Origin of the sequence: Mesorhizobium mediterraneum (genome assembly GCF_002284565.1) — a bacterium.
GTDB lineage: Bacteria > Pseudomonadota > Alphaproteobacteria > Rhizobiales > Rhizobiaceae > Mesorhizobium > Mesorhizobium mediterraneum.
On sequence record NZ_NPKI01000029.1, the window covers coordinates 22967 to 42178 of the forward strand.

Sequence of the window (19212 nt, forward strand, 5' to 3'; positions counted from 1 at the left end):
ATCTGCCTATGCATCGTTGTCCACGACCAGCTGCGGCTTCTTACGCTTCAACCGGTTCGATCTCTCCTCGGCCGCCTTCTTGATCTCGGCGGCCTTTTCCAGCGCAAACGGCCTGGCGGCCTCGATCAGGCCATCGAAATGATAGCGGTTCGTCATGCTGCCATTGGGCGTGTTGCGCCGTTCCTCCCGGCCAAGAAGTTTAAGGGCCTCGAGGGCGGCAATGCGTTTCTGAATGGTGCGGGGCGTCACCCCGATCGCCTTGGCGATGGTTTCGACCGAGGGGTGGGGAAGGTTGTCGGGCAGCCACCAGTACTGGACCAGGTGGATGATGATGTTCATGTCGAGCGCATCGAGGCCGAGAGCCTGCTGCTTCTCGATGATGATGTTGGGGAAAGCGCTCCAGCCCGTGGCCATGAGTGCCTTGGTCCACTTCTTCTCGTTGGTGCGTAGCTTGTCGACGTCTGCCTTGGCGGTTTCTGGCTGGGCCATCTGAGGCTCCCTGTGATGAACTGCGCCTAGATATGGTGGTTTCCCGTGATGACGCAAGGGCATCGGGGACGGTTCTGCATTCAGGGGGAGGGTGTTTCAAGGTTCGCCCGGCCTATGTCCCTGGATTCAGGAGCCGGGGAACCGCGCTGCACCCAAAGAAGAGGACTTGATAATATGAAGTGTCGATCAGACGAACCGTGCTATATGCAAGCGATAAGATAGGGACCCCCCGACCAGAGGTTCACCCGGGGTGTTGACAAAGAGAGCGTCAATACCCATACTTTGGGCGTGAGCATCGCTCCGGGGTTGGCGCCAGGCGCCAGCCGAACTTTTCAAAACGAAGGCCCGGCTAGTCCGGGTCTTTGTTTTTTATCCTTCAAAGCAGCTGTATTTGATGCCGCAGGATGCCAGGTCCTCGGGCTGCAGGTGCGCGTCGATGAGACGCTTGTGGTCCATCAGGGCCCTGTAGGGCCGGTAGGACGGGTCATAGCCGCCCTTGGCCATCGGATAGAGGTAGAGATCGGCGATCTGCAACATCGGCGTGGCTTTGGTTCTGCCGCGGGGCTCCCCGCGCACGATGTCCCTGAACTCCTCGGCAGTTAACGACCCGTAGCTGGCGGAGTTGGCGCCGTCGAACGGCATCCCCTGCGTCTTCAGGATCCGCGTGTAGGCCACCAGGTCGCGGTCCTCGGCTTTGCCGGCGCGCTCGAAGAACACGCGCAGCTTGCGGTCCTGGCTGCGGGCATATTTGGCGGCGCGCTCGATCAGGATGCAGTAGGCGGTCTTGCACATGAACCAGAGCTGGTCCCGGTACCGGTCGCGGTAGCGGGCAACATAGCCCGGTCGGTCGATGACCGCGGCGATGCCGATCACGGGCAGCCCAAGCAGCATTCCCTGCAAGTCTCCCAGGAATTCAAAAGCGGACTCCGGCTTCTTCAGCCAGCCGAAGTCGCCACGGCCGCCCCGGATCGCCCAGGAGTGGAGCGGGTAGGTGATGCCGTGCTTCTGGCAGAAGGCCTTGTGGCGGGCATAGAGCTCATCGACGTCTTCCTCGTTGATGAGGATGCCGCCGAGGGCGAAATAATCCATTTCGTCCCGGCGCTTCTCTCTGGGCTCTCGGTCTGGCTCACGGCTGCCGCTGTCATCGAGGTAAAGGTGGATTTCGCGGTCGATCACGGGCAGGCTTTCAATTTCCGCACCAGCTTGGCTCAAAAAACCTGAACCTGTACACCTTGGCGACACTCGTGCGCGCCACAGGGAACGTTGCAGCTCAGGCCGATTTCATCTGCACCATCAGCGTCTCGCAGCTGAGGGTGAGTTGGCGGGCATATGCCTTCGAGGCGTCAAGCGTGGCTCGCTTGGTGACGCCGAAGATCAGGTAGCCCGCATGCACGGCGGCGAGGATGCCGAGGGCCGCAAGCTTTCCATGGGTTAGCTCGGCGAAATCGGGCTTGTAGTAGATGATTGCGGCCGCGGCGGCGATGGTCAGCAGATTGAGCACGATGCCATAGGGCTTCAGCGCCAGGAGATTGCGGTAATAGCCGTAGGCGATGTTCTCGTTGAAAAGAATCCGAAATTTCTCGGTGTCGCGGGTGTTCTCGCGCAGCCAGTTGTAGCACTGCACATAGAACGCAGCCGCTTCGTCGGGGTCCTCGACTTCCATGTCGCGCGTCGGCGCCGGCTGCTCGAGCTGCTTGGCGAGGAATTTGCGGTAGCGGTCCTTGGTCCGCTCGTCGAGTGTCTTATCCAGGTGGTTCAGTTCGCGATTTTCCGGTCTCCCGCCGGTCGTCGCGAACAGCTGTCTCTCCTTCCTCTTGCCCAGGCGGCGGGCCACATTCGAGGCAGCGAAGAACAGGACCATGACGGCGAGACCGATGATGGCCTCGGGGAGGCTCGGCTGAACCCAGTTGAAGGCCAGCACAATCAGGACAATGACCGGGGCAATTGCCAGAGCTGCCGGCGCGAGGCGCGCCTTGATGGAGTAGGCGTCGAGGTAATCGTTCATGGCGCGTCCTGATGCATGATGGCATGGTACGTGGCTGGAGTGGCAATGAGAAGGATGGCCGGCGGCGCTCGCTCCACGGCGACCTGCTTGGCCGTCTTGCGGTCGGTGGGCGAGGGACCTTGTTCGGCGAGGTGGCTGTGCCAGGTACCCACATCAAGCAGCGAGCGGCCGCTTTCCTCGAAACGGGCATCGATCCGATTCTTCATGCCCTTCGTTCCAAGCACGAACAGCGTCGGCGTCCTCACGCTGTCTTCTGGCGCCTCGATCAGGTCGACCACCGTGACAGTCTTCATGAGAGAACTGCAGGAGCCGATCAGAAGGCCTCCCGTCTCGACATTGGGAAACCGCGCGGTCTCTTCGCGGATCATGCCGGCGACGTGCGACGACAGACGCAAAGTCCATTCGCCGCCCTCGACCGGGATTTCCAGGAATTTTGACACGGAGAGGCGGCGCCAACTTGTCGATGGGCTATCGGGCTCTGCCACCCCCACGACCAGTTCTCCGCCATCGGCATTGGCGCCGGCGAGGCGCATGAGTTCCTCGGTGGCCATGGCGGTCATCGCCGAAAGGCGCGCGTCGGTCATCGGCATAGTCATGGAGCCGCAGCCTTCCCCGATCTGAATTTGCGTCAGCCCGAACTCGGGATCGAACAACAATGTCCGTTCATAAGGCGTCACGGTCGCGGACAGCACCGCCTGCAGGTCGGCGAGGCTCGGATTGCGGTTGCTTCCCTCATGAAATACGAAACCGCCACGGCCGCGCCCGAAAAGGGCGATCTCCGCCATGCGTGCCGGCAGCTCGGCAGGGCTCACCATTGACAGGGCATCGCGCACCAGGCTCGATGCGGTCGTGTTGAGCAGCGTGCCGGTCCCGGGCGGCGAAATCAGCAGGCGATTGTCCGCACGCTTCAGGCCCCTAACCACGTCAATCAGATGGGCTTCCGGTTTCTGCCCGAGCAGGGCCAGCTCGTCAGACAGTTCAAACGCCTTCGGCCACGGCAGGGGTGGCCGCACGAGGGCGTGCCGGGCCATGTTGTGGGGCCGCAGCTCGTTGCTGTCGGAGACGGCCAAGATCTGGGCGCCGGCACGGGCCAGATGCAGAGCGGTTTTCGATCCGACGCTGCCGCAGCCAACCAGGCTGAATGGCGGATAAGAGGGAGCTGCCGACACGGCGCGGAGAAGCGCGGGCGTCGTGCGATCCAGTTGCTCCATGGCAACGGCGGCTCTCGCGTTGGGCCCTTCGAACAGCGAGGCCCGCTTCTGCGGAGCCGTGATTTCAATCAAGTAAGGAAGCAACTCGATCGTCGACGCCCGCCCGATCAGCCGAAAAGGTCGCCGCACGCCAAACAAAACGGCGATCGGGAAGGTCGCGTCATCGGTTTTGCCCGCCCAGCGCCGCTGGAGCCTGTCGAGGAATTTCGCAAACTCAACGCCGCAGCCGAAGGCCTCAGCGCGTTGTGCCAAGTCGTCAAGGTTCGCTACCGTCTCAGGCAGCACCGCACTTGTGATGGCGCCATTTGGCGGCCAGATCAGCACCGTCGCGGTGATGCCGCTGTAGCGTCCTTCGCTTTCGGCCTCAAAGGGGAAAGCAGACATGTTGCCGACGGCAGCGGCAAATTCATTGTGCGCCGAGAGGGTGTAGGACCTTTTGCCAGCGAGATCCTTGCCCTTCATGAATTTGGTAGCAAGCCATACCGAGCCGGACTTGTCGGTGATCTGGCTTCGGGCGAAGTCCGCATCGATAATAAGCCGGTTCGGCAGGCCTTGGCGCATCACGGGTTCCCAGCCATGATCCGGATCCATCAAGGTGCCAATTGCTGCGCGACCGAGCCAAACGCCCATCTGGTTGACGATGGCCCCGATGCCGAGTTCGATCAGGCCGTGCTGATTGAAATATTCGTCCTGGTTGCCGTCCACAAGACAGGGGGTTGGACACACGTTTTCCGAGCCGGGCGTCAAGTGGTGCAGGTTGCGCGGAAAGCCCTTGCGCAGGGTGAAGGTGGGGCACCGCCACGGGTAGTCAGCGCCAAGCAGGACCTCAACGCGTTCGACCGGCAGGACGCCGTTAGGGGCGGTGCCCTTGGCGTGCCAGTGCGTTGGCATCTCCACGGCCAGATCAAGGAACAGGGTCGCCACGTCGTCACCGACGGCGATCAGGCCACAGCGCTGGCATTGCGGAATCTCTGTTGCGACACGCAGAAAGTGTTCCGCGTGCCGCTTCATGTCTGCCGAGGCCATGGCTCAGCCGTGGGATCTGGGCGTCGTCGTCACTCCGGTCACGCCGGCGATCGAGGCGGCCTTTTTCGGGGTCAGCGCCAGCTGCTTGGATGTGCCGACGCCGGTGATGTTGAACTCGACCGGCCCGTCGTGCTCATCGGCATACTCGGTCGTGCAGATGAAGCGTTCGGCCGAGGTGATCGAGACATATTCCCGCTTGGCCCGCTCATGAGGCGGGTTGTCGTCGTCCTTTTTGATGGGCTTGCAGGAGGCGACGATGATGGCGCCGTCACGGGTCTGGGAGAGTGCGTTCCTGGCGTCCTCGGACACCTTGACCTTCTCGCCCATCTCGGACCAGCGGTCGTGGCTCAGGGTGCGCCAGGAGCAGTGGTGCGGCGTCTCCATGACATCGTAGCTGAGCCAGTCCTTGTTACTGTCCTTGTGGCGCTGCCACAGCTGGTCCCAGATGGAGACGTCCGCGTCGCCACCGGTCAGGAAGCGGCAGCGGTCGGCCACGCCGTCGCCGGCGATGGAGAACCGCACGATCGCCGAGGAGTTGTTCTTCTCGAGGACTTCGATCAGCTCCTTGTCGTCTTCGTCGACGTACATCGGCGCCAGCAGGCGGCCTTCGAACTGGCCCGTGTTCACGCGGTCAGCTGCGGTCAGCAGGCCGTCCTGCTTGACCAGGATGTCCGTGAGATCATCGGTCTTGCCGTCTTTATCCTCACCGAGGATCAGGATGCGGTCGCCTGAACCGGTGCCGGTCAGGCCCTTCTCTTTGAACAGCGCGACCCGGCGCCGCGCTTCGGTGGCCCACGCCTTGGCCTCGTCGCAGAGCTTGTGCTGCTTGCTGGCGCGCCGGAACACGATCGGCGACGACCACATTTCGCGGATCAGGATGAGGTTCTCGTCACCCTCCGGGAAATCCTCGGGCGGGCCGAGGTGGAAATGCGTCGTGAGCCCGGTCACGTGGTCGGAATCCGGGTGCGAGAGCAGGAAGGCGTCGACGTAGAGCCGGCCCTTGTCGTCGCGGGAGAGGCGCCTCTTGAGATCCTGGGCAACGTCGTAGGTGTCGTCCTCAGGATCGTCGGCGGCGGCGCGGATGTTGATGTCGACGAGGATCGTTTGCTTGTTGTCGAGCTTGATCAGCGCCATGTCCCCGTTGCCCACGGGGAAAAAGGTCAGTTTTGCAGGCATCTGTGTCGGTTCCTATGGTTGGCCGGAACGGGCACGCAACGGATCATTTCCGTGTGCGCGCGCCGCCGGCAACTAGCCTGTGGCTTGTCAATGGAGCCTTGGGGCACTAGAACCGACTTGCAACGGTACGGACCTGTGGTCTGGGCAGTGTTACGGCGCCACGTCCGCAGGTACGCACAAACAGAAGGCAGGCGGTGGAATCACCGTCTGCCTTTTTTATGGCACAGCGTTAAAATGAAGTAAATACGTTCGTGCAGCGCGTTGCACTGAGGGTACGATTATTTGGCAAGTTGTCAACAGGCCAATCGGACCAAAACGCCGCAGGCGGCGATGCATGGCAGGTATGTCTTTTTACATATGGTAGCGGGGACCCGAGAACGCGAGTCGCGCTTCACGTTGCTCGGTCGAGGGCCAGGTCGGTGAAGCTCCAGCTGCGCACAGGCCACGTTTGAGGCGCAAGCTTCACCGTCGCACGTGTGCCCTAGCATGGAAACGTCGGACGGCAGCGCCACCAGGGGGTATGTGGCTTCCCAGGCTTTCGTGGACAAATATCAGGCTCGCGGGCCGCTCAAAACATTGCTGCCCGCCCGCGTCGCTCAGGGCACCACGTTCAAGCCGACGCATCCGGACGCGGACGATGCCTACGAATGGATGGGACTGGAGGCCCGAAAAGAGATCTTTGCGCTTTTGGATGCAGCAGTAGCCGATCCTGCCGCAACGGTCAGCATGGTCGCCTACGACATGAGCGAAAGCGAAATCATGGACCGCCTGTTCGCGCTCGGTCCGCGCCTCAGGATAATCATCGACGACAGCGATAAGCATGGGCTCAAGACAAGTGGTGAGACCCAGTCCGAGACACTGCTCAAGGCTTCCGCTGGCGAGGACAACGGGATGGGAGGTCTCCAACATAATAAGATGATTATCGTGGATGCGGCCGTCCCGCGCGCCGTCTGCGGTTCGACAAACTTCAGCTGGCGCGGGCTCTATGTTCAATCGAACAACGCCTTGCTGTTAACGGGCGCTCAAGCCGTAGCCCCCCTCAAGGCTGCGTTCGAGGCCTATTGGAAAAAGGAATGGCTTCGCCAACGGTCCCTCACCCGACTGGCATCCGCTCGGCTTGGCGGGCATTGATGCCAGCATCACCTTTTCTCCCCATGACACAGCCCGTGCCCGCCTTGCGGAAATCGGCCAGGATGTCGAAAAGGCCCAGGCCTGCCTACTCTATTCCCTGGCTTTCCTGAGCATCACAGGCGGTGCTGTAACAGACGCCGTGGAAGCGGCTACCAACAGCCCGGTTTTCACCTACGGCATTTCCGACAACAACACCGGTGTCACCGTTCATAAGCCCAATGGCAACACTGCACCCGTCTATTTCGCTCGCCTCAACAAACACGTGCCGACGCCGTTTAAGGTCGAACCTTACACCGGCAGCGGGCCAAATCTGCACCACAAGTTTCTGGTAATCGATTTCAACACACCTGACGCCCGCGTGTGGACCGGTTCTTACAACTTCAGCAAGCCCGCTGACCTTCAGAACGGAGAGAACCTGCTCCTCATCCGCGAAAAAAATTGCGACATCGTATATGGTCGAAGGGATACGCATCTTCGACGACTACCATTTCCGCGTCACCCAGGAAGACGCTGCAGAGGCCAAAAAGACATCGTCCTTGCAAAAGGCGCCTACGGCCAAGACCCATGGTGGGCTGAGGACTATACAGACCCGTTCAAGATCCGAGACCGTGAGCTGTTCGCATAGAGCTACTCTTGCGCCAGAGCCCGGTTCTCAGGGGTTGGCAGGCACATTGCGATCTTTCAGGGTCTCAATGAGCTCCCGCAGAATGGCATTCGTTTCGTCCTGCCTGCGGCGAACTTCCTCGACAATTCTTCCGGTCGCCTGATCGTCGCGCTTCTTGAGCGCCTCAATTAGTTTCTGGTTGTCAGCGCTAGCCGCCCGATCGGCAGAAACCACCTCCCGCGTGAGAGCCTCGATCGCCGGAACGGTGCGATTTGGCGAAAAGTAATCAACGACCATCGGGGCGAAGGGACTCAGCGTGGCGATCACGAGCGCAAATACGCCGACAAGAATTGCTTTTTTGGCTGAACTGTCGGTCTGGCTGGAGGCCTCTTCGAACTTTCCTATAAAGGTCGTTGCCTGGGCTTGAATATCGTTGCCGATCCGCGCGGCGTTTGTCATGACATCCAGCATGCTTTCAAACTTCCGTTCGATTTCTGCCAGCTGCGCATTCGTGTCCAGAATGGGGTTTCTGGGCATCTGGAAATCCGGCATTCTAGGGGCCGAAATAGCTCGCTCGGTCAATAGCCCCCCGGCATCCGGCTTCGAGATTGAATCGAGCAGTCGCCTTTGGCCTTCCACCTGATCCAGTATGGACCTCATTGCAGGCGACGGCTGTGTGAGCGATTCAAAGCGCTTCCGAAGCGGCTCCGCCTCCTTCGAGGGCCGGAGCAAATCACTGAACTTGTCTTGCTGTTCCTGCAGGCGGATGGCCAAGTTTTTAGCAGGATTTACGTGTGACCCAATACCTGCAAGTGTTTTTGCAATCTCGCTCAATGGCTTGGCACCACTGCCGGTGCTTACCTTAAGGTCCTCAAGCTTGATGGGCTTGGGAGAGTCGGGAGAATCGTCACTCATCAGTCATGGTCCCCATGGGATAGCGCCGGTTAGATATAGGAATCCGGAGAACACAGTGCCAGTTCGAATGGCCCATCTCGCAGGCATGCACTCCGACAACCCACCGCCATTCCAGTGGTCTAAATCGGCAGCTTCGGCGCAATGTCGGCGACGAACAAGCGAAGCGCCATGGCGATCTCGCTGAATTCCTCCGCGGTGAAAGAGACCGTTTCCCCCAAGGCGAAGACACGAATACGCAAGTCTCTTTTGATTTTGATCGTCCCGCCCTTTTCAAAGTACTGGTTCTTGTGAACCTCGATCTCTTCCCCGTCGCTGACGGTAAAACATTTCAAACGGGGCAACTTCAGGCTAAGGGCCCCCTCGCCTTCGTCGCAGTCAATATGACCTACAACGCCATTGCGATGTTCCAGACAGTTCCGAGCCCTCTGAAGCGAGCGGTACTCCTCAAAGAAATCGAGCTTCGTCGCCAATTGCGCCTGCACGGCCAGCAGCAAATCTGGAAAATTGAGACTCGACGCCTTCTTTTCCGCCGCGAGATAAATGTCCTCGAACTCGCCCCAGGTCTCGACCTTGCGTCCTTCCCTCAACCAAGCGTGTAGATGTAGGCTTGCTCGAGCGTAGCCCTCAGCCCCCTGGCCAGTTCCTGAAACGCCTTCCCCAATATCCACGCGCGATAAGCTAGCTTGGCCTTGGCTTGATCGGCGTGAGGCACGAAGCTCAGCCCGAAAAACCCGTCCCGAGGTAGATCGTTGAGATCTGTAGCCTCGATCGCTGACGTGCATACGGCCACCATTTCAGTCGCCAAGCGGATGGCCTGAAGCGCCGGCGCGATCACGCCGTGCCGTTGAGGGTGACCGTTACACTGGGTTTGTCTTCTTCCGTCACGGCGTCAATGAATCCGTGTCGGCGATGCCGTCGCCCGTGTCGTGATGCCAAGGTAGGCTAATCTGCATGGGGCCATTTGTGCTCCATGGATTTAGCTTCACCACCTTAATTTTAGCTTTTGCACCCTTTTTCGGGCCGCAACTGCAGCCGCTTTTGTACTCCAGGTGAGTTGCTCGGCGGGGCCAAATGATTCACCGATTGGGGTCTGGGGTAAACGATCCCCTCCAGGCATTTTGCTGGTAGCGACCCTTATTCTTTCACCCTGTTCGAGCGCCGCGATGTTGTCCAAAGCCGCACCCAGGCGAAATTCCATGACGTTCAGCATGTGCTTAACCCGCTCTTTGTCCGTGGTAGAGGGGAATGTCCGGCGGCCTTCGGAAAACGCTTGAGTTATGTCGTCAAATTTCGCGTCTGTAGCCATCGCAAATAAGTCCTGTGGGAAAATGCGGTTGCGCCGTCCGGCCTGTAACAATCCGGGGGCACGGCGAGCATAGATCTTCTCGACCAAATCTGAGCAAAATGACGTTCGACTTGCCGCGTATTGCGAAAAACCCAGCAGGTAGTCATATCGCTGATAGCAAAAATAGAAGAAGTCATAAAACCAAGCACTTTGCTTGCTGATTTCGTGCTGGAGGGCGTCCAACGCGTTCTTGAATGACGGCTTTGGCCTCGCTCTCGGAAGTATGGAGGGTCGACGTAGGATGCGGAACTCTCCGGGAGCTAAGCTGTCGAAAATAGCTGACTCGGCGGCAATCATCTCGCCGCTTTCTGGCGTTGCATCGGCCCAAATCCCGGAACCGACACAGACCATAGCATGGGAGAATCGGGCCCCGTGCCTTCCAAGCGCTTTCTGCCTACGCCTGGCGCGCCGCTGATTGTCTGAGATCCTGGCGCGCTCATCTTCTGACAGTTGAGATGTCGACGGACTCGATAACTCAGCCATGATGTACTTCCCTCTAGAAGAGTGACCACAATTAAGCTGTATTCGACATCAAGATGCCAGTCGTTCATTTTGGGAAGTGCAAATCGGGCTGCCTTCGGCTGGTGAACGATATTTCCTACGGGTAACGGCGCAAGATCGTGCTGCTCCTGACGTTGTATGGTCCCCCCCTACGTCGTCTCCCGGTGGCCAGGCTTGCCTTGATCCAGCAATCAACGGCCTTGCTGCGTCACCCGCCGACGGAGCAGCTAGGGAAGACGATGCCTGCGGTTTCGGGGATTGATAAAGCGGCTTGAACGTCCTGAACGAGCGTTCAGATGGGATGCTACAGGTCAGCCCAGGAGTGCGAACGGTTTAGAAGAAGTGTGCGGACGGGCGGCGACGCGCTAGCCCGGTGATGACGACCCGAAAGCGACCGTTCTTCAGAAAGTAAACCGGCAGGGTCTGGTGATCGAGTGCTCCGGTTATTCCGATACGGCAAGAACATTTTCCGTTTTTATGCCTGTAAGCGCGCCGGCCGTTGACCCGATGTTTCGAGCATGTTTCTAATAGAGTGAGGGTGTAATCTCGGTAAGTATTTCAATCGGTAGTGTTTGAAATACTAGGGATGGGGGAAATGCCATGTCGGGGCAATATACGGCTCCGCCTGTTCGCCGGTTGCGGGTCTATGCCTTCGACCCGCAGGCTTCTACGTTGGCTGCGACTGCAGGCGTTAATGTTGCAACAATTAAAATACCTTGGGAGCAGAGCTGGGAGGAAGAAATTCAGCCCGGCCCCATCAATGACTACCTTGAAGTTATTGATATCGATCCGGTCAGCGGCCAATTTTATGAGCCGGTGGACCTCAATCACCCCTACCTCCTGGCTCAGGACGGCTTGGCCCCCTCGGAAGGCGATCCCCGCTTTCACCAGCAGATGGTGTTCGCCGTTGCAATGAAGACTATTCGAACTTTCGAACGGGCGCTTGGCAGGAGAGTCTTCTGGGCTCCGCGTCGCGTTCCCAACGGGCGTAAATACGAGCCGGTCTATAAATTGCGTATCTATCCCCATGCCCTTCGCGAGCCCAATGCTTATTACAGCCGGGAAAAGAAGGCCCTCCTGTTCGGCTATTTTCAGACGTCCGCGCACAGCGCCGGCGCCAAATGGGTGTTTACCGCGCTTTCGCATGACATCATCGTTCACGAGGTCACGCATGCGATCCTGGATGGACTTCACCGGCGGTTTGCTGAACCGACCAGCGTAGACAGCTTGGCGTTCCACGAAGCCTTTGCCGATATCGTCGCTCTGTTCTCACATTTTTCGCTTGAGGAAGCAGTCAGCGCCCAGATTGCGAAAGACGGCGGTAGCCTGGACAACCGCTCCCTCCTCAGCGGCCTCGCCCGGCAGTTCGGCGAGGCTACCGGCCGGGACGGAGCCCTTCGCGAGGCGATTGACGATCACAGTGGAGCTGCGCCCGTGATCTTGCGCGACGACATGACGGAGCCTCACGAACGCGGCGCGGTCCTGGTGGCGGCCGTTTTCGATGCTTTTCTGTCGATCTATGAGAACCGCACCGCTGATCTGCTCAGAATCGCCGGCATCAGACCCGGCACCGGTCCCGACCAGAACCTCCATCCAGACCTGGTCAAACGATTAACACGGGAGGCGAGCAAGGCGGCGGAACACGTGATGCGAATGTGCATCCGCGCCCTCGACTACCTGCCGCCAGTAGACGTCCGCTTTGGCGATTTTCTCCGGGCAATCATAACGGCGGACTATGACCTGGTGCCCGATGACGTGCTTAATTATCGGCTCGCCATCATAGAAGGGTTTCGGCGGCGCGGTATCATCCCGGAGGGCTGTCTCTCTCTGGCTGTCGACAGTTTGTTGTGGGAGGCGCCGGTCCATCATCTGGCGGCCGATTATGACGATTTGGACCTGGATTTGGAGCCAAAATTCGATCGGACGACGGCAATCAAGGCCGCTGAGGAGAACGCGGAGAGCGTGCATTGGTGGATCCTGGGATCGGAGAGCTTTCGGACCACCGAGGATAAGCCATGGCAAGAGGTGTGCGGAGTAGTCTTCCGACGAGGTTTGATCTCGTATGACGACCGCGAGACGATACTGAGCCGGCCAGGGGACCCGAAGGGATTTGCTCCGCCCGTGGAAATTCATTCTGTAAGAACCTCCCGGCGAACAGGACCCGACGGCCAGGATCTCCGCCAACTTATCATTGAAATTGTACAGCAGCGGCGCGGCTTCTACGATCAGAACGAACAGGAGCTTCAAGACAAGCACGGCGATAACCCGTCGGGCGCGGACTTTGTGTTCCGCGGTGGTGCCACACTCATCTTCGACCTTCGGGAGGGTCACCTGCGTTACGCAGTCCGAAAGCGAATTAGTGACGATGCCCGGCTGGAGCAACAACGCGATTTCCTTGCGGGTTACCGCTTCGGCTCGACCGCGTTCGGTTATGGACTGCAAGGGGGATCGACCGGCACTGCGTTGGACGAACCGTTCGCTCTGGTGCACCGGGGAGGTTAGGTGTGGGGATATTGAAGCTCTTGAGGATCAGGATGTATCGCGGCATCTTGGGCGATTGCTTCCTCATTCGCACCACGTTGGACGACGGCGGCGCGGAGTTGGAGCGATCCATACTTATAGATTGTGGGGTCCTCCAGAACGTTGCCGCTGGAGCCGATCTGATCGCCAAACTTGACCCGAAGGTCGTGAACCGGATCGGTAAAAAGCGCCTGTCCGAAGTTGAGGCCGGCCCGGCCCGCATTTCAGCGATCGCGAAAGACGTCCTGAAGACCGTCGGCAACCGGATCGACCTGCTGGTCATAACCCACGAGCACTACGACCATCTGTCCGGGTTTGCGTTCGAAAAAGGCGCATTCCTTGACGGTGCGGTTTCCATCGGCCGGCTTTGGATGGCTTGGACCGAAAACCTGAAAGATCCGCAGGCTCAGGTCCTAAGGGCACGATTTTCGAAGGGAAAGCAGGCTTTGGCGGCGGCGGCCACGCTGGCGCAAGGCGATGCGCATCCCGGCTTGCGAACGGCAGCGGCGCTTGCCGCTTTCGCCGGGCCGGTCGCCATAAACGGGCTAGGTGCATCGGGCGTCTTCGGGACTGCCGAAATCATGCAAATGCTGAAGGATAAAGCTGGTGCCGATTCAACATCTTATCTTGAGCCTGGACAGGTCATTGACCTCGACGAGTTCAATATCAAGGCCTTTGTTCTTGGCCCGCCTCGAGATGAAGTTTTGCTGCGAAAAGACACCCCATCCAAGGGACAGGCGAAGGAGGTATATCTGACGCGTCTGGACGCCGCCGCGGCGGCGGAAAGCACAGTAAATGCCCAGCTCTCGCTTCTTGCCAATCGAACCGACACAGTCCTGCCTTTCTCGGCCGTTTACCAAAGACCCCTGAAAGGGAAAACCCGTCGCAAGAAGGCGACCAAGTCGGGGGTCCGCAAACTGTATGACGCTCCGGCCGAAAAGTGGCGTAGGATTGACAGCGACTGGACAGGCTCCATCGAAGCTTTGGCCCTGAAGATGGATTCGGATACAAACAACACCAGCCTGGCACTGGCGTTTGAACTCCCCGATGGCCAGGTATTGCTGTTTCCCGGAGACGCCCAGGTGGGGAATTGGCTGTCTTGGAATGACCAGACCTATCCTCCCGCCGCGAAGACTATGTCCTCGGGCAAACCTGTCACCGCAGAGGACCTGTTGCGCCGGACAACATTTTACAAGGTCGGACACCATGGGAGTCATAATGCCACGGTCGAAGCGCTCGGTCTGGAGCGCATGGTCGACCCACGACTAGTAGCCGCGATACCGGTCGTAGAGGCGGTCGCGGCCATTCAAGGTAAGGGTCGAGCGGAACCTGGAAGCGGGTGGAGGATGCCGTTCGAGGAGCTTTACAAGGCGTTGCAGGAAAAGACCAAGGGACGCATCGTTCAGGGCGACGGTAATCCAACCGTCGAAAAACGAGCTTTCCGAAACAACCCGACGTCAGCAAAGCGGCCGGTCAAGATCGAACACAGCGATCTTTTTGTTGAGATGACGTTCGACCTTTCATGATGCCAGCTGCTCGGGTCGGCGGGGAATTCTCAATGGGGGGTATACGATGGTCGTTCTAATCAACGGCGAAACCAAGAAACTTGGAATTGCGCTCTCGGGGGGCGGGTTTCGTGCTGCCGCGTTCCATGTAGGGACGTTTACGGCTCTCCAGGAACTCGACTTACTCGACAAGCTTGATCTCATCAGCTGCGTGAGCGGCGGGAGCGTGGCAGGCGCCTACTTGGCGCTGAATTGGGGCAAACAGGATGTGCTGAAGGGCCTTTCGGACTATCTGCTGACAAAGTCGATCGCCGTCTCTTCGATCATCGGAGGTATCCTGGACCCCTTCGAAACACGCCTGGAGAAGCTTGGCGCAAGCTATGATCGGGATCTGTTCGCGGGTGCACGGCTATCCGCTCTCAGAGATGGTCCACGAATCTATCTCAACGCCACCAACCTGGCCACCGGCAACATGTTTTTCTTTGTTGCAGGCAAGGCATTGGCGCCCGGAGAAGACGCTGGAGAAACGATGGGGGAGCACGAGAGCGGCACCGCGAATGCGAGTAACTATCCAATCAGCTTGGCCGTGGCAGCATCCTCGGCTTTCCCGCCCGTGTTTCCTCCGCTACGGCTCAATGCCGACATCTATCCCAATTCCCTGAGCGAATACGCGACGCTGAGCGATGGAGGCATTTACGATAATCTGGGCGTGAACCCGTTGATGCGAGCGCGGCGCAATCCCGTCGATGTGTGTTTTGTAAGTGATGGCGGCAAGCCGTTCGCCGTGTCCCCTCATCCGACGGAGTCCGGGACAATCGTGCTTAAGGAGGCGATCAACATCATGATGGAGCAGGTAAGAGGTCTTCAATTTGCTCGTCTGCAATTGTCGTACGACGCGAAAAAGGGCCCGAAACCCATCTGGTTTTCAATCGACAGCCGGGTAGGCGAGGAACGGCCTGGCGACGCCGCTTTCGCGTCGCTGGTGGCAACAGATTTAAAGAGATTGGAGGCCGAAGAGCATGAGGTTTTGGTGCGACATGGTCGCGCCCTCACGATGGCACGCGTCAAATCCTATGCACCGGAACTCCTTAAGTAGCAAAGTGTCAAACGCGCCGCCTTGCCGCTTACCCGACACGGACTGCAAGGACGTTATCGTTGGATATATCGCCTCATATTCTATCCAGGACAAGCAGTCCTCAACGCCAAGTGCCTGCCGCGGCGAGATTTGTACCCTCAGTCTCTACATCAGGGACAGCAAGCTCGACTGGGACATCCAGAAGCAAATTTCAGGCACTGGCAAGGCCATCTTCGTGAAGACCTTTGGTGAGCCCGACCCCGAGACCAAGTGATGCGCCATAGTGCCTCCAAATGGCCGCTGCTCTGGGCTGTCGGCGCCGCCATTCTCATATCTGCTCCGGCAAGGGCCCAGGAAGAACCAACGCAACCGAACCCGACACTGAGGTTCAAGCTCGACCGGCGCGACGGGTGCTTCCGCTACATAGGCGATGCCTGTCGAATTCATCGGCCGCTTCAAGACCGGGAGCTACGTCGGCGTGTCCATGATCACCATCGGCCGGCCGACGACCAGCAGCCGCGACTACTCGATCTTGTTCGCGCCTCGTGCCGCTGGGGCAGTTCAGCCTTTGTCACCATCTGTGGCCGCGTTACCCCACCTTCTTAGCAACCGGACAGAATCTCCGGAGGGCGCTGACTTAGGACCGCTGGACAGCCGCCATATGTCGTGGTCTGTCTTCCTTTTCAAGGAAGCGAAATGGAATCATTATCGGCAGCGGGACCGGGTAAGAAGCGGCTGGCGGTTTTCCTTGATGGAACCTGGAATTCCGTGTCGGACAACACCAATGTCTGGCGCTTGCGCGCCCTGTGTTCAACGAAAGACACCGGAAACCCAGCCCAGCTCGCCTACTATGATATCGGGGTGAACGGAGTCATTGGCGGAGCCTTTGGGAAGGGGCTGCTCAGGAATATCCTTGATGCCTATGAGTGGCTGGTCGAAAACTACAACGATGGTGACGACATCTTCGTGTTCGGCTTCAGCCGCGGCGCCTTCACTGCGCGTTCTCTGACAGGCTTTATCACCAAGTGTGGCCTGTTGAGGCCGGGTGCCCCGTTAAGCGTCAACCAGTTGTTCGCCCGGTACCGCCGACGCGACGCGCTGACCGTGTGGAAGCTTCATGACGACTTGGTCGCAGGCCCGCTGAAGGCCTCTGCCCTGGAAGAACGCTGGATGCTGAAATACTCCCGCCGCGTGCCGATCAAGCTGGTGGCCGTCTGGGACACTGTCGGCGCGCTCGGCATTCCCGCGTTCAGCTGGGAAGGCATCAGTCGGACCAGTTTCCGATTTCTGGACACGGGCTTGAGGGTGCCAATCGAGAATGCGTTTCACGCCCTTGCCCTCGATGAGCATCGCAACAGCTTCATGCCGACGTTATGGACGAAGAGAATCCCTACCGATCCCCAGGCGGTGATCGCACCGCCGCGTCCCTACAGCAGTGTCGAGCAGCGTTGGTTTGCTGGCGCCCACGGTAATGTGGGCGGCGGATACCCGAATGATCTGCTTGCACAGGCTCCTCTCAGCTGGATCATCGAAAAGGCCCGGTCCCACGGTCTCGCGTTCAGGAGCGACATCGAGGTGGACGACGGGGCCCTCGACGCTCCGATTTCAGACTCTTACCGGGAGTTCATGCGCGGCTCCTACGCCATCCTCAGCAAGAGGCATCTTCGGCCCATTGCATCCCCTCCCGGCCGGGACCCGGATGCGACGTACATCAATGTCAATGAGACGATTGATGGCTCGGTCTTCGAGCGGTATCGCCACTCGTCAAGCTACCGGCCCGCCAATTTGGTTGAGTGGTCGACCCGCAAGGGCGTCGATCTTGACGCGGTGATGGGTTGGGTCGATGCCGAACAGCCTGGAAAGGCGGTTGGCGAGATCCACTGACCGCTGAGTGGCGTGCAGTGCCGCCGTCTGCTTCCAGGATCTGGCCGTTCCGGCTGACATGCAGAGCGCGAAAGATGCGCCGTGGGCGGAAATGGAGTAAACGTCGTCCACCTAGATAGTAGATGCTTTGCGCTCTGCCTCAGACGGGAGGGGGAGCGCGAGGGGCGGGCCAGGGGCACGCTCGCCTGGCCTTGGCGGGTTCGATACCGGCTCGAAAGACATTCCGGACGCATTCAAGGTCGGGGCATCGCTGCCCTGACCTTGAATGCGAACCGTGCTTACTCGGCGGCGATTGCCATACTTTCGCTTTCTACTTTGACCGGCGCCCGCAACGCTGCGGAAAGCCAGCCCTTGCCGTCCAGTTCCTTCTCGGCCTGCAAGAAGCTTCGGGTTTCGGGGCGCGTTCCACCGTCGGCCCAGGACTTGCAAAAATGTTTGAGGATGCCTTCTCGCAAAAGGGAACGTCGGCTGGCAGGCCCGTGGCCCGGGACTGGGTGGCTGCCTTGGCCGAACTTGAAGCGAACCTCAAGCAGTGCTCCGCCAATTCCAGCCACTGGTCACTTGGCTCATCGCCGTGCCCTTGGTGCAAAATGGAAGGCGCCACTGGCGTCCCGCTGTTCTCAACCGTTGTTCCCGCCAGCGGGGCGACGCTTTTCGATATCGCCGGATTCCAGCGCAGGTGGACGCCATCCCGCATCCCGGGCCGGTGCCGACCGTCCCCGAGAAGAATGTGACACCAGATCCCAACGCCTTGAAGCTCAAGGGGCACGCGCGCCGCACCAACTTCCGGGCAGGAGTAGCGGCCGCAGTAGTCGGCGTCGCTGGCTTGATGATGGCGCAGATCTGGGTGCTGGGCATTGCCTTGGGGGTTTTTCTGGGGTTGAGAGGTTTCTTGAACAGGGACAGTGAGGCTGCGGAATACCGGCGCATCGCCGGCGAGGCCGCCACCCAGTGGAAAAACGCGCAAACCACGTGGATGCAGAGAGCCGGGCCGGATGCCTTCGACAGGCAAAAAACGGTGCTCGCCGGGCTCAGGCGCGAATGGGACATCTTACCTTCCAAACGGGTAGCCAGGATCTCGGAGCTCGAGCGCAACCGCCGTCAGGCGCAACTGCACCGGTTCCTGGACAACTTTGAAATCTCATCGGCAAAGATCGAGAGCATCGGACCGGGAAAGAAACAGGTCCTGGAGTCGTATGGCGTCGAAACAGCGCTCGATGTCGAGAGGAACAAGCTCTACAGCGTGTCCGGATTCGAACCCAAAACCGCGCAGAAGTTGTTAAATTGGCGAAGGTCCGTCGAAGCCCGCTTTGTCTTCGATCCCTCACGCGCGATCGATCCACGCGATATCGCGCAGATTGACCAGGATATTCTCGGCGACCGCAAGCGGCTGCAGGGCGCCTTGGTTCTCGGTCTTGAGCAACTCAAGCAGACAAGAGCCCAGATTCTTGCCGCCCGTGAACACAGTCGCCCGGAAATGGAGCGATTGCGGTTGGCATTGGATCAGTCGTCGGCAAACGTTGCCGCGAGTTCAGGTCGAGACGGCTAACGCTGGATCGCCAATCAGGCTCGGTGGGTTTTGGCATACCTTCATCACCCGGGTTGCGCGTCAGTGTGAAATACCCATTTCACCTTGTTGGAGGCCTCGACGATTTTGGCCGGTCGGAGCGCTGACTCGAAGGAGAGGTGAACGGCGGCTTTGCGCCTCATTCCAGCCGCTCGAATTGCCCAAGCCATTTCCTGAAAGCTGCCGATCCAGGGGATCCGTCTGGATGTCGATGGCAAGGGTGGTGGACGTACGGCTTCGCCACCAAGCAGGCCGCAA

General features: G+C 59.3%; 17 protein-coding genes. 7 read left to right on the forward strand and 10 right to left on the reverse strand.

Annotation, left to right across the window (positions count from 1 at the left end; genetic code table 11):
* Nucleotides 1-6: 6 nt before the first annotated feature.
* The 5 genes from CIT25_RS23445 to CIT25_RS23465 all read right to left on the reverse strand — a co-directional run bounded on the left by CIT25_RS23445 (nt 7) and on the right by CIT25_RS23465 (nt 5907).
* Nucleotides 7-489 (reverse strand): helix-turn-helix domain-containing protein, encoded by a 483-nt coding sequence (locus CIT25_RS23445; RefSeq protein WP_023679072.1) that lies wholly within the window; start codon nt 487-489, stop codon nt 7-9.
* A gap of 369 nt (nt 490-858) precedes the next feature.
* On the reverse strand, nt 859-1665 hold the full coding sequence (locus CIT25_RS23450) for a DUF3800 domain-containing protein (protein ID WP_245329968.1): 807 nt from the start codon (nt 1663-1665) through the stop codon (nt 859-861).
* Nucleotides 1666-1759: 94 nt separating this feature from the next.
* Nucleotides 1760-2494 carry a hypothetical protein gene (locus CIT25_RS23455; protein WP_095486966.1) on the reverse strand — a complete coding sequence of 245 codons (735 nt, stop codon included), beginning with the start codon at nt 2492-2494 and terminating at the stop codon, nt 1760-1762.
* Nucleotides 2491-4731 carry an anti-phage 6A-MBL system cap2_3 protein gene (locus tag CIT25_RS23460; protein WP_095486968.1) on the reverse strand — a complete coding sequence of 747 codons (2241 nt, stop codon included), beginning with the start codon at nt 4729-4731 and terminating at the stop codon, nt 2491-2493. The genes CIT25_RS23455 and CIT25_RS23460 overlap by 4 nt, the downstream gene beginning before the upstream one ends.
* 3 nt (nt 4732-4734) lie before the next feature.
* Nucleotides 4735-5907, reverse strand: a complete 1173-nt coding sequence (locus CIT25_RS23465) for an anti-phage 6A-MBL system MBL-fold protein (protein WP_095486970.1) — start codon at nt 5905-5907, stop codon at nt 4735-4737.
* A gap of 486 nt (nt 5908-6393) precedes the next feature.
* Here CIT25_RS23465 and CIT25_RS23470 point away from each other — a divergent pair, with 486 nt between their 5' ends.
* Both CIT25_RS23470 and CIT25_RS23475 read left to right on the forward strand, forming a co-directional pair.
* On the forward strand, nt 6394-7038 hold the full coding sequence (locus tag CIT25_RS23470) for a phospholipase D-like domain-containing protein (protein WP_095486972.1): 645 nt from the start codon (nt 6394-6396) through the stop codon (nt 7036-7038).
* Entirely contained in the window at nt 7025-7663 is a 639-nt protein-coding gene (locus tag CIT25_RS23475; RefSeq protein WP_095486974.1) for a phospholipase D-like domain-containing protein, read from the forward strand. Before CIT25_RS23470 ends, CIT25_RS23475 begins: the two co-directional genes overlap by 14 nt.
* A gap of 27 nt (nt 7664-7690) precedes the next feature.
* Here CIT25_RS23475 and CIT25_RS23480 read toward each other — a convergent pair whose 3' ends face one another.
* The 4 genes from CIT25_RS23480 to CIT25_RS23495 all read right to left on the reverse strand — a co-directional run bounded on the left by CIT25_RS23480 (nt 7691) and on the right by CIT25_RS23495 (nt 10385).
* Nucleotides 7691-8557 (reverse strand): hypothetical protein, encoded by an 867-nt coding sequence (locus CIT25_RS23480; protein ID WP_095486976.1) that lies wholly within the window; start codon nt 8555-8557, stop codon nt 7691-7693.
* Between the two features lie 119 nt (nt 8558-8676).
* Nucleotides 8677-9144 (reverse strand): hypothetical protein, encoded by a 468-nt coding sequence (locus tag CIT25_RS23485; protein WP_095486978.1) that lies wholly within the window; start codon nt 9142-9144, stop codon nt 8677-8679.
* Nucleotides 9141-9350, reverse strand: a complete 210-nt coding sequence (locus CIT25_RS23490; RefSeq protein WP_095486980.1) for a hypothetical protein — start codon at nt 9348-9350, stop codon at nt 9141-9143. Before CIT25_RS23490 ends, CIT25_RS23485 begins: the two co-directional genes overlap by 4 nt.
* A 189-nt stretch (nt 9351-9539) precedes the next feature.
* Nucleotides 9540-10385 (reverse strand): hypothetical protein, encoded by an 846-nt coding sequence (locus CIT25_RS23495; RefSeq protein ID WP_128286059.1) that lies wholly within the window; start codon nt 10383-10385, stop codon nt 9540-9542.
* 618 nt (nt 10386-11003) lie between these two features.
* Between CIT25_RS23495 and CIT25_RS23500 the strand changes: the two genes are divergently transcribed.
* The 4 genes from CIT25_RS23500 to CIT25_RS23520 all read left to right on the forward strand — a co-directional run bounded on the left by CIT25_RS23500 (nt 11004) and on the right by CIT25_RS23520 (nt 17387).
* Nucleotides 11004-12905, forward strand: coding sequence for a gluzincin family metallopeptidase (locus tag CIT25_RS23500; RefSeq protein WP_095486983.1), 1902 nt, complete (start codon nt 11004-11006; stop codon nt 12903-12905).
* Between the two features lie 32 nt (nt 12906-12937).
* Nucleotides 12938-14449 carry a ComEC/Rec2 family competence protein gene (locus CIT25_RS23505; RefSeq protein WP_128286060.1) on the forward strand — a complete coding sequence of 504 codons (1512 nt, stop codon included), beginning with the start codon at nt 12938-12940 and terminating at the stop codon, nt 14447-14449.
* 46 nt (nt 14450-14495) lie between these two features.
* Nucleotides 14496-15524 carry a patatin-like phospholipase family protein gene (locus tag CIT25_RS23510; RefSeq protein ID WP_091600488.1) on the forward strand — a complete coding sequence of 343 codons (1029 nt, stop codon included), beginning with the start codon at nt 14496-14498 and terminating at the stop codon, nt 15522-15524.
* Nucleotides 15525-16199: 675 nt separating this feature from the next.
* On the forward strand, nt 16200-17387 hold the full coding sequence (locus CIT25_RS23520; protein ID WP_091600486.1) for a DUF2235 domain-containing protein: 1188 nt from the start codon (nt 16200-16202) through the stop codon (nt 17385-17387).
* Between the two features lie 278 nt (nt 17388-17665).
* Here CIT25_RS23520 and CIT25_RS36450 read toward each other — a convergent pair whose 3' ends face one another.
* Nucleotides 17666-17941 (reverse strand): hypothetical protein, encoded by a 276-nt coding sequence (locus CIT25_RS36450; RefSeq protein ID WP_128284584.1) that lies wholly within the window; start codon nt 17939-17941, stop codon nt 17666-17668.
* 125 nt (nt 17942-18066) lie between these two features.
* On the opposite strand from CIT25_RS36450, the gene CIT25_RS23525 reads away from it, so the two are divergent.
* Nucleotides 18067-18936: a hypothetical protein gene (locus CIT25_RS23525; RefSeq protein WP_095486986.1), complete on the forward strand. Its 870-nt coding sequence runs from the start codon at nt 18067-18069 to the stop codon at nt 18934-18936.
* Nucleotides 18937-19212 lie beyond the last annotated feature (276 nt).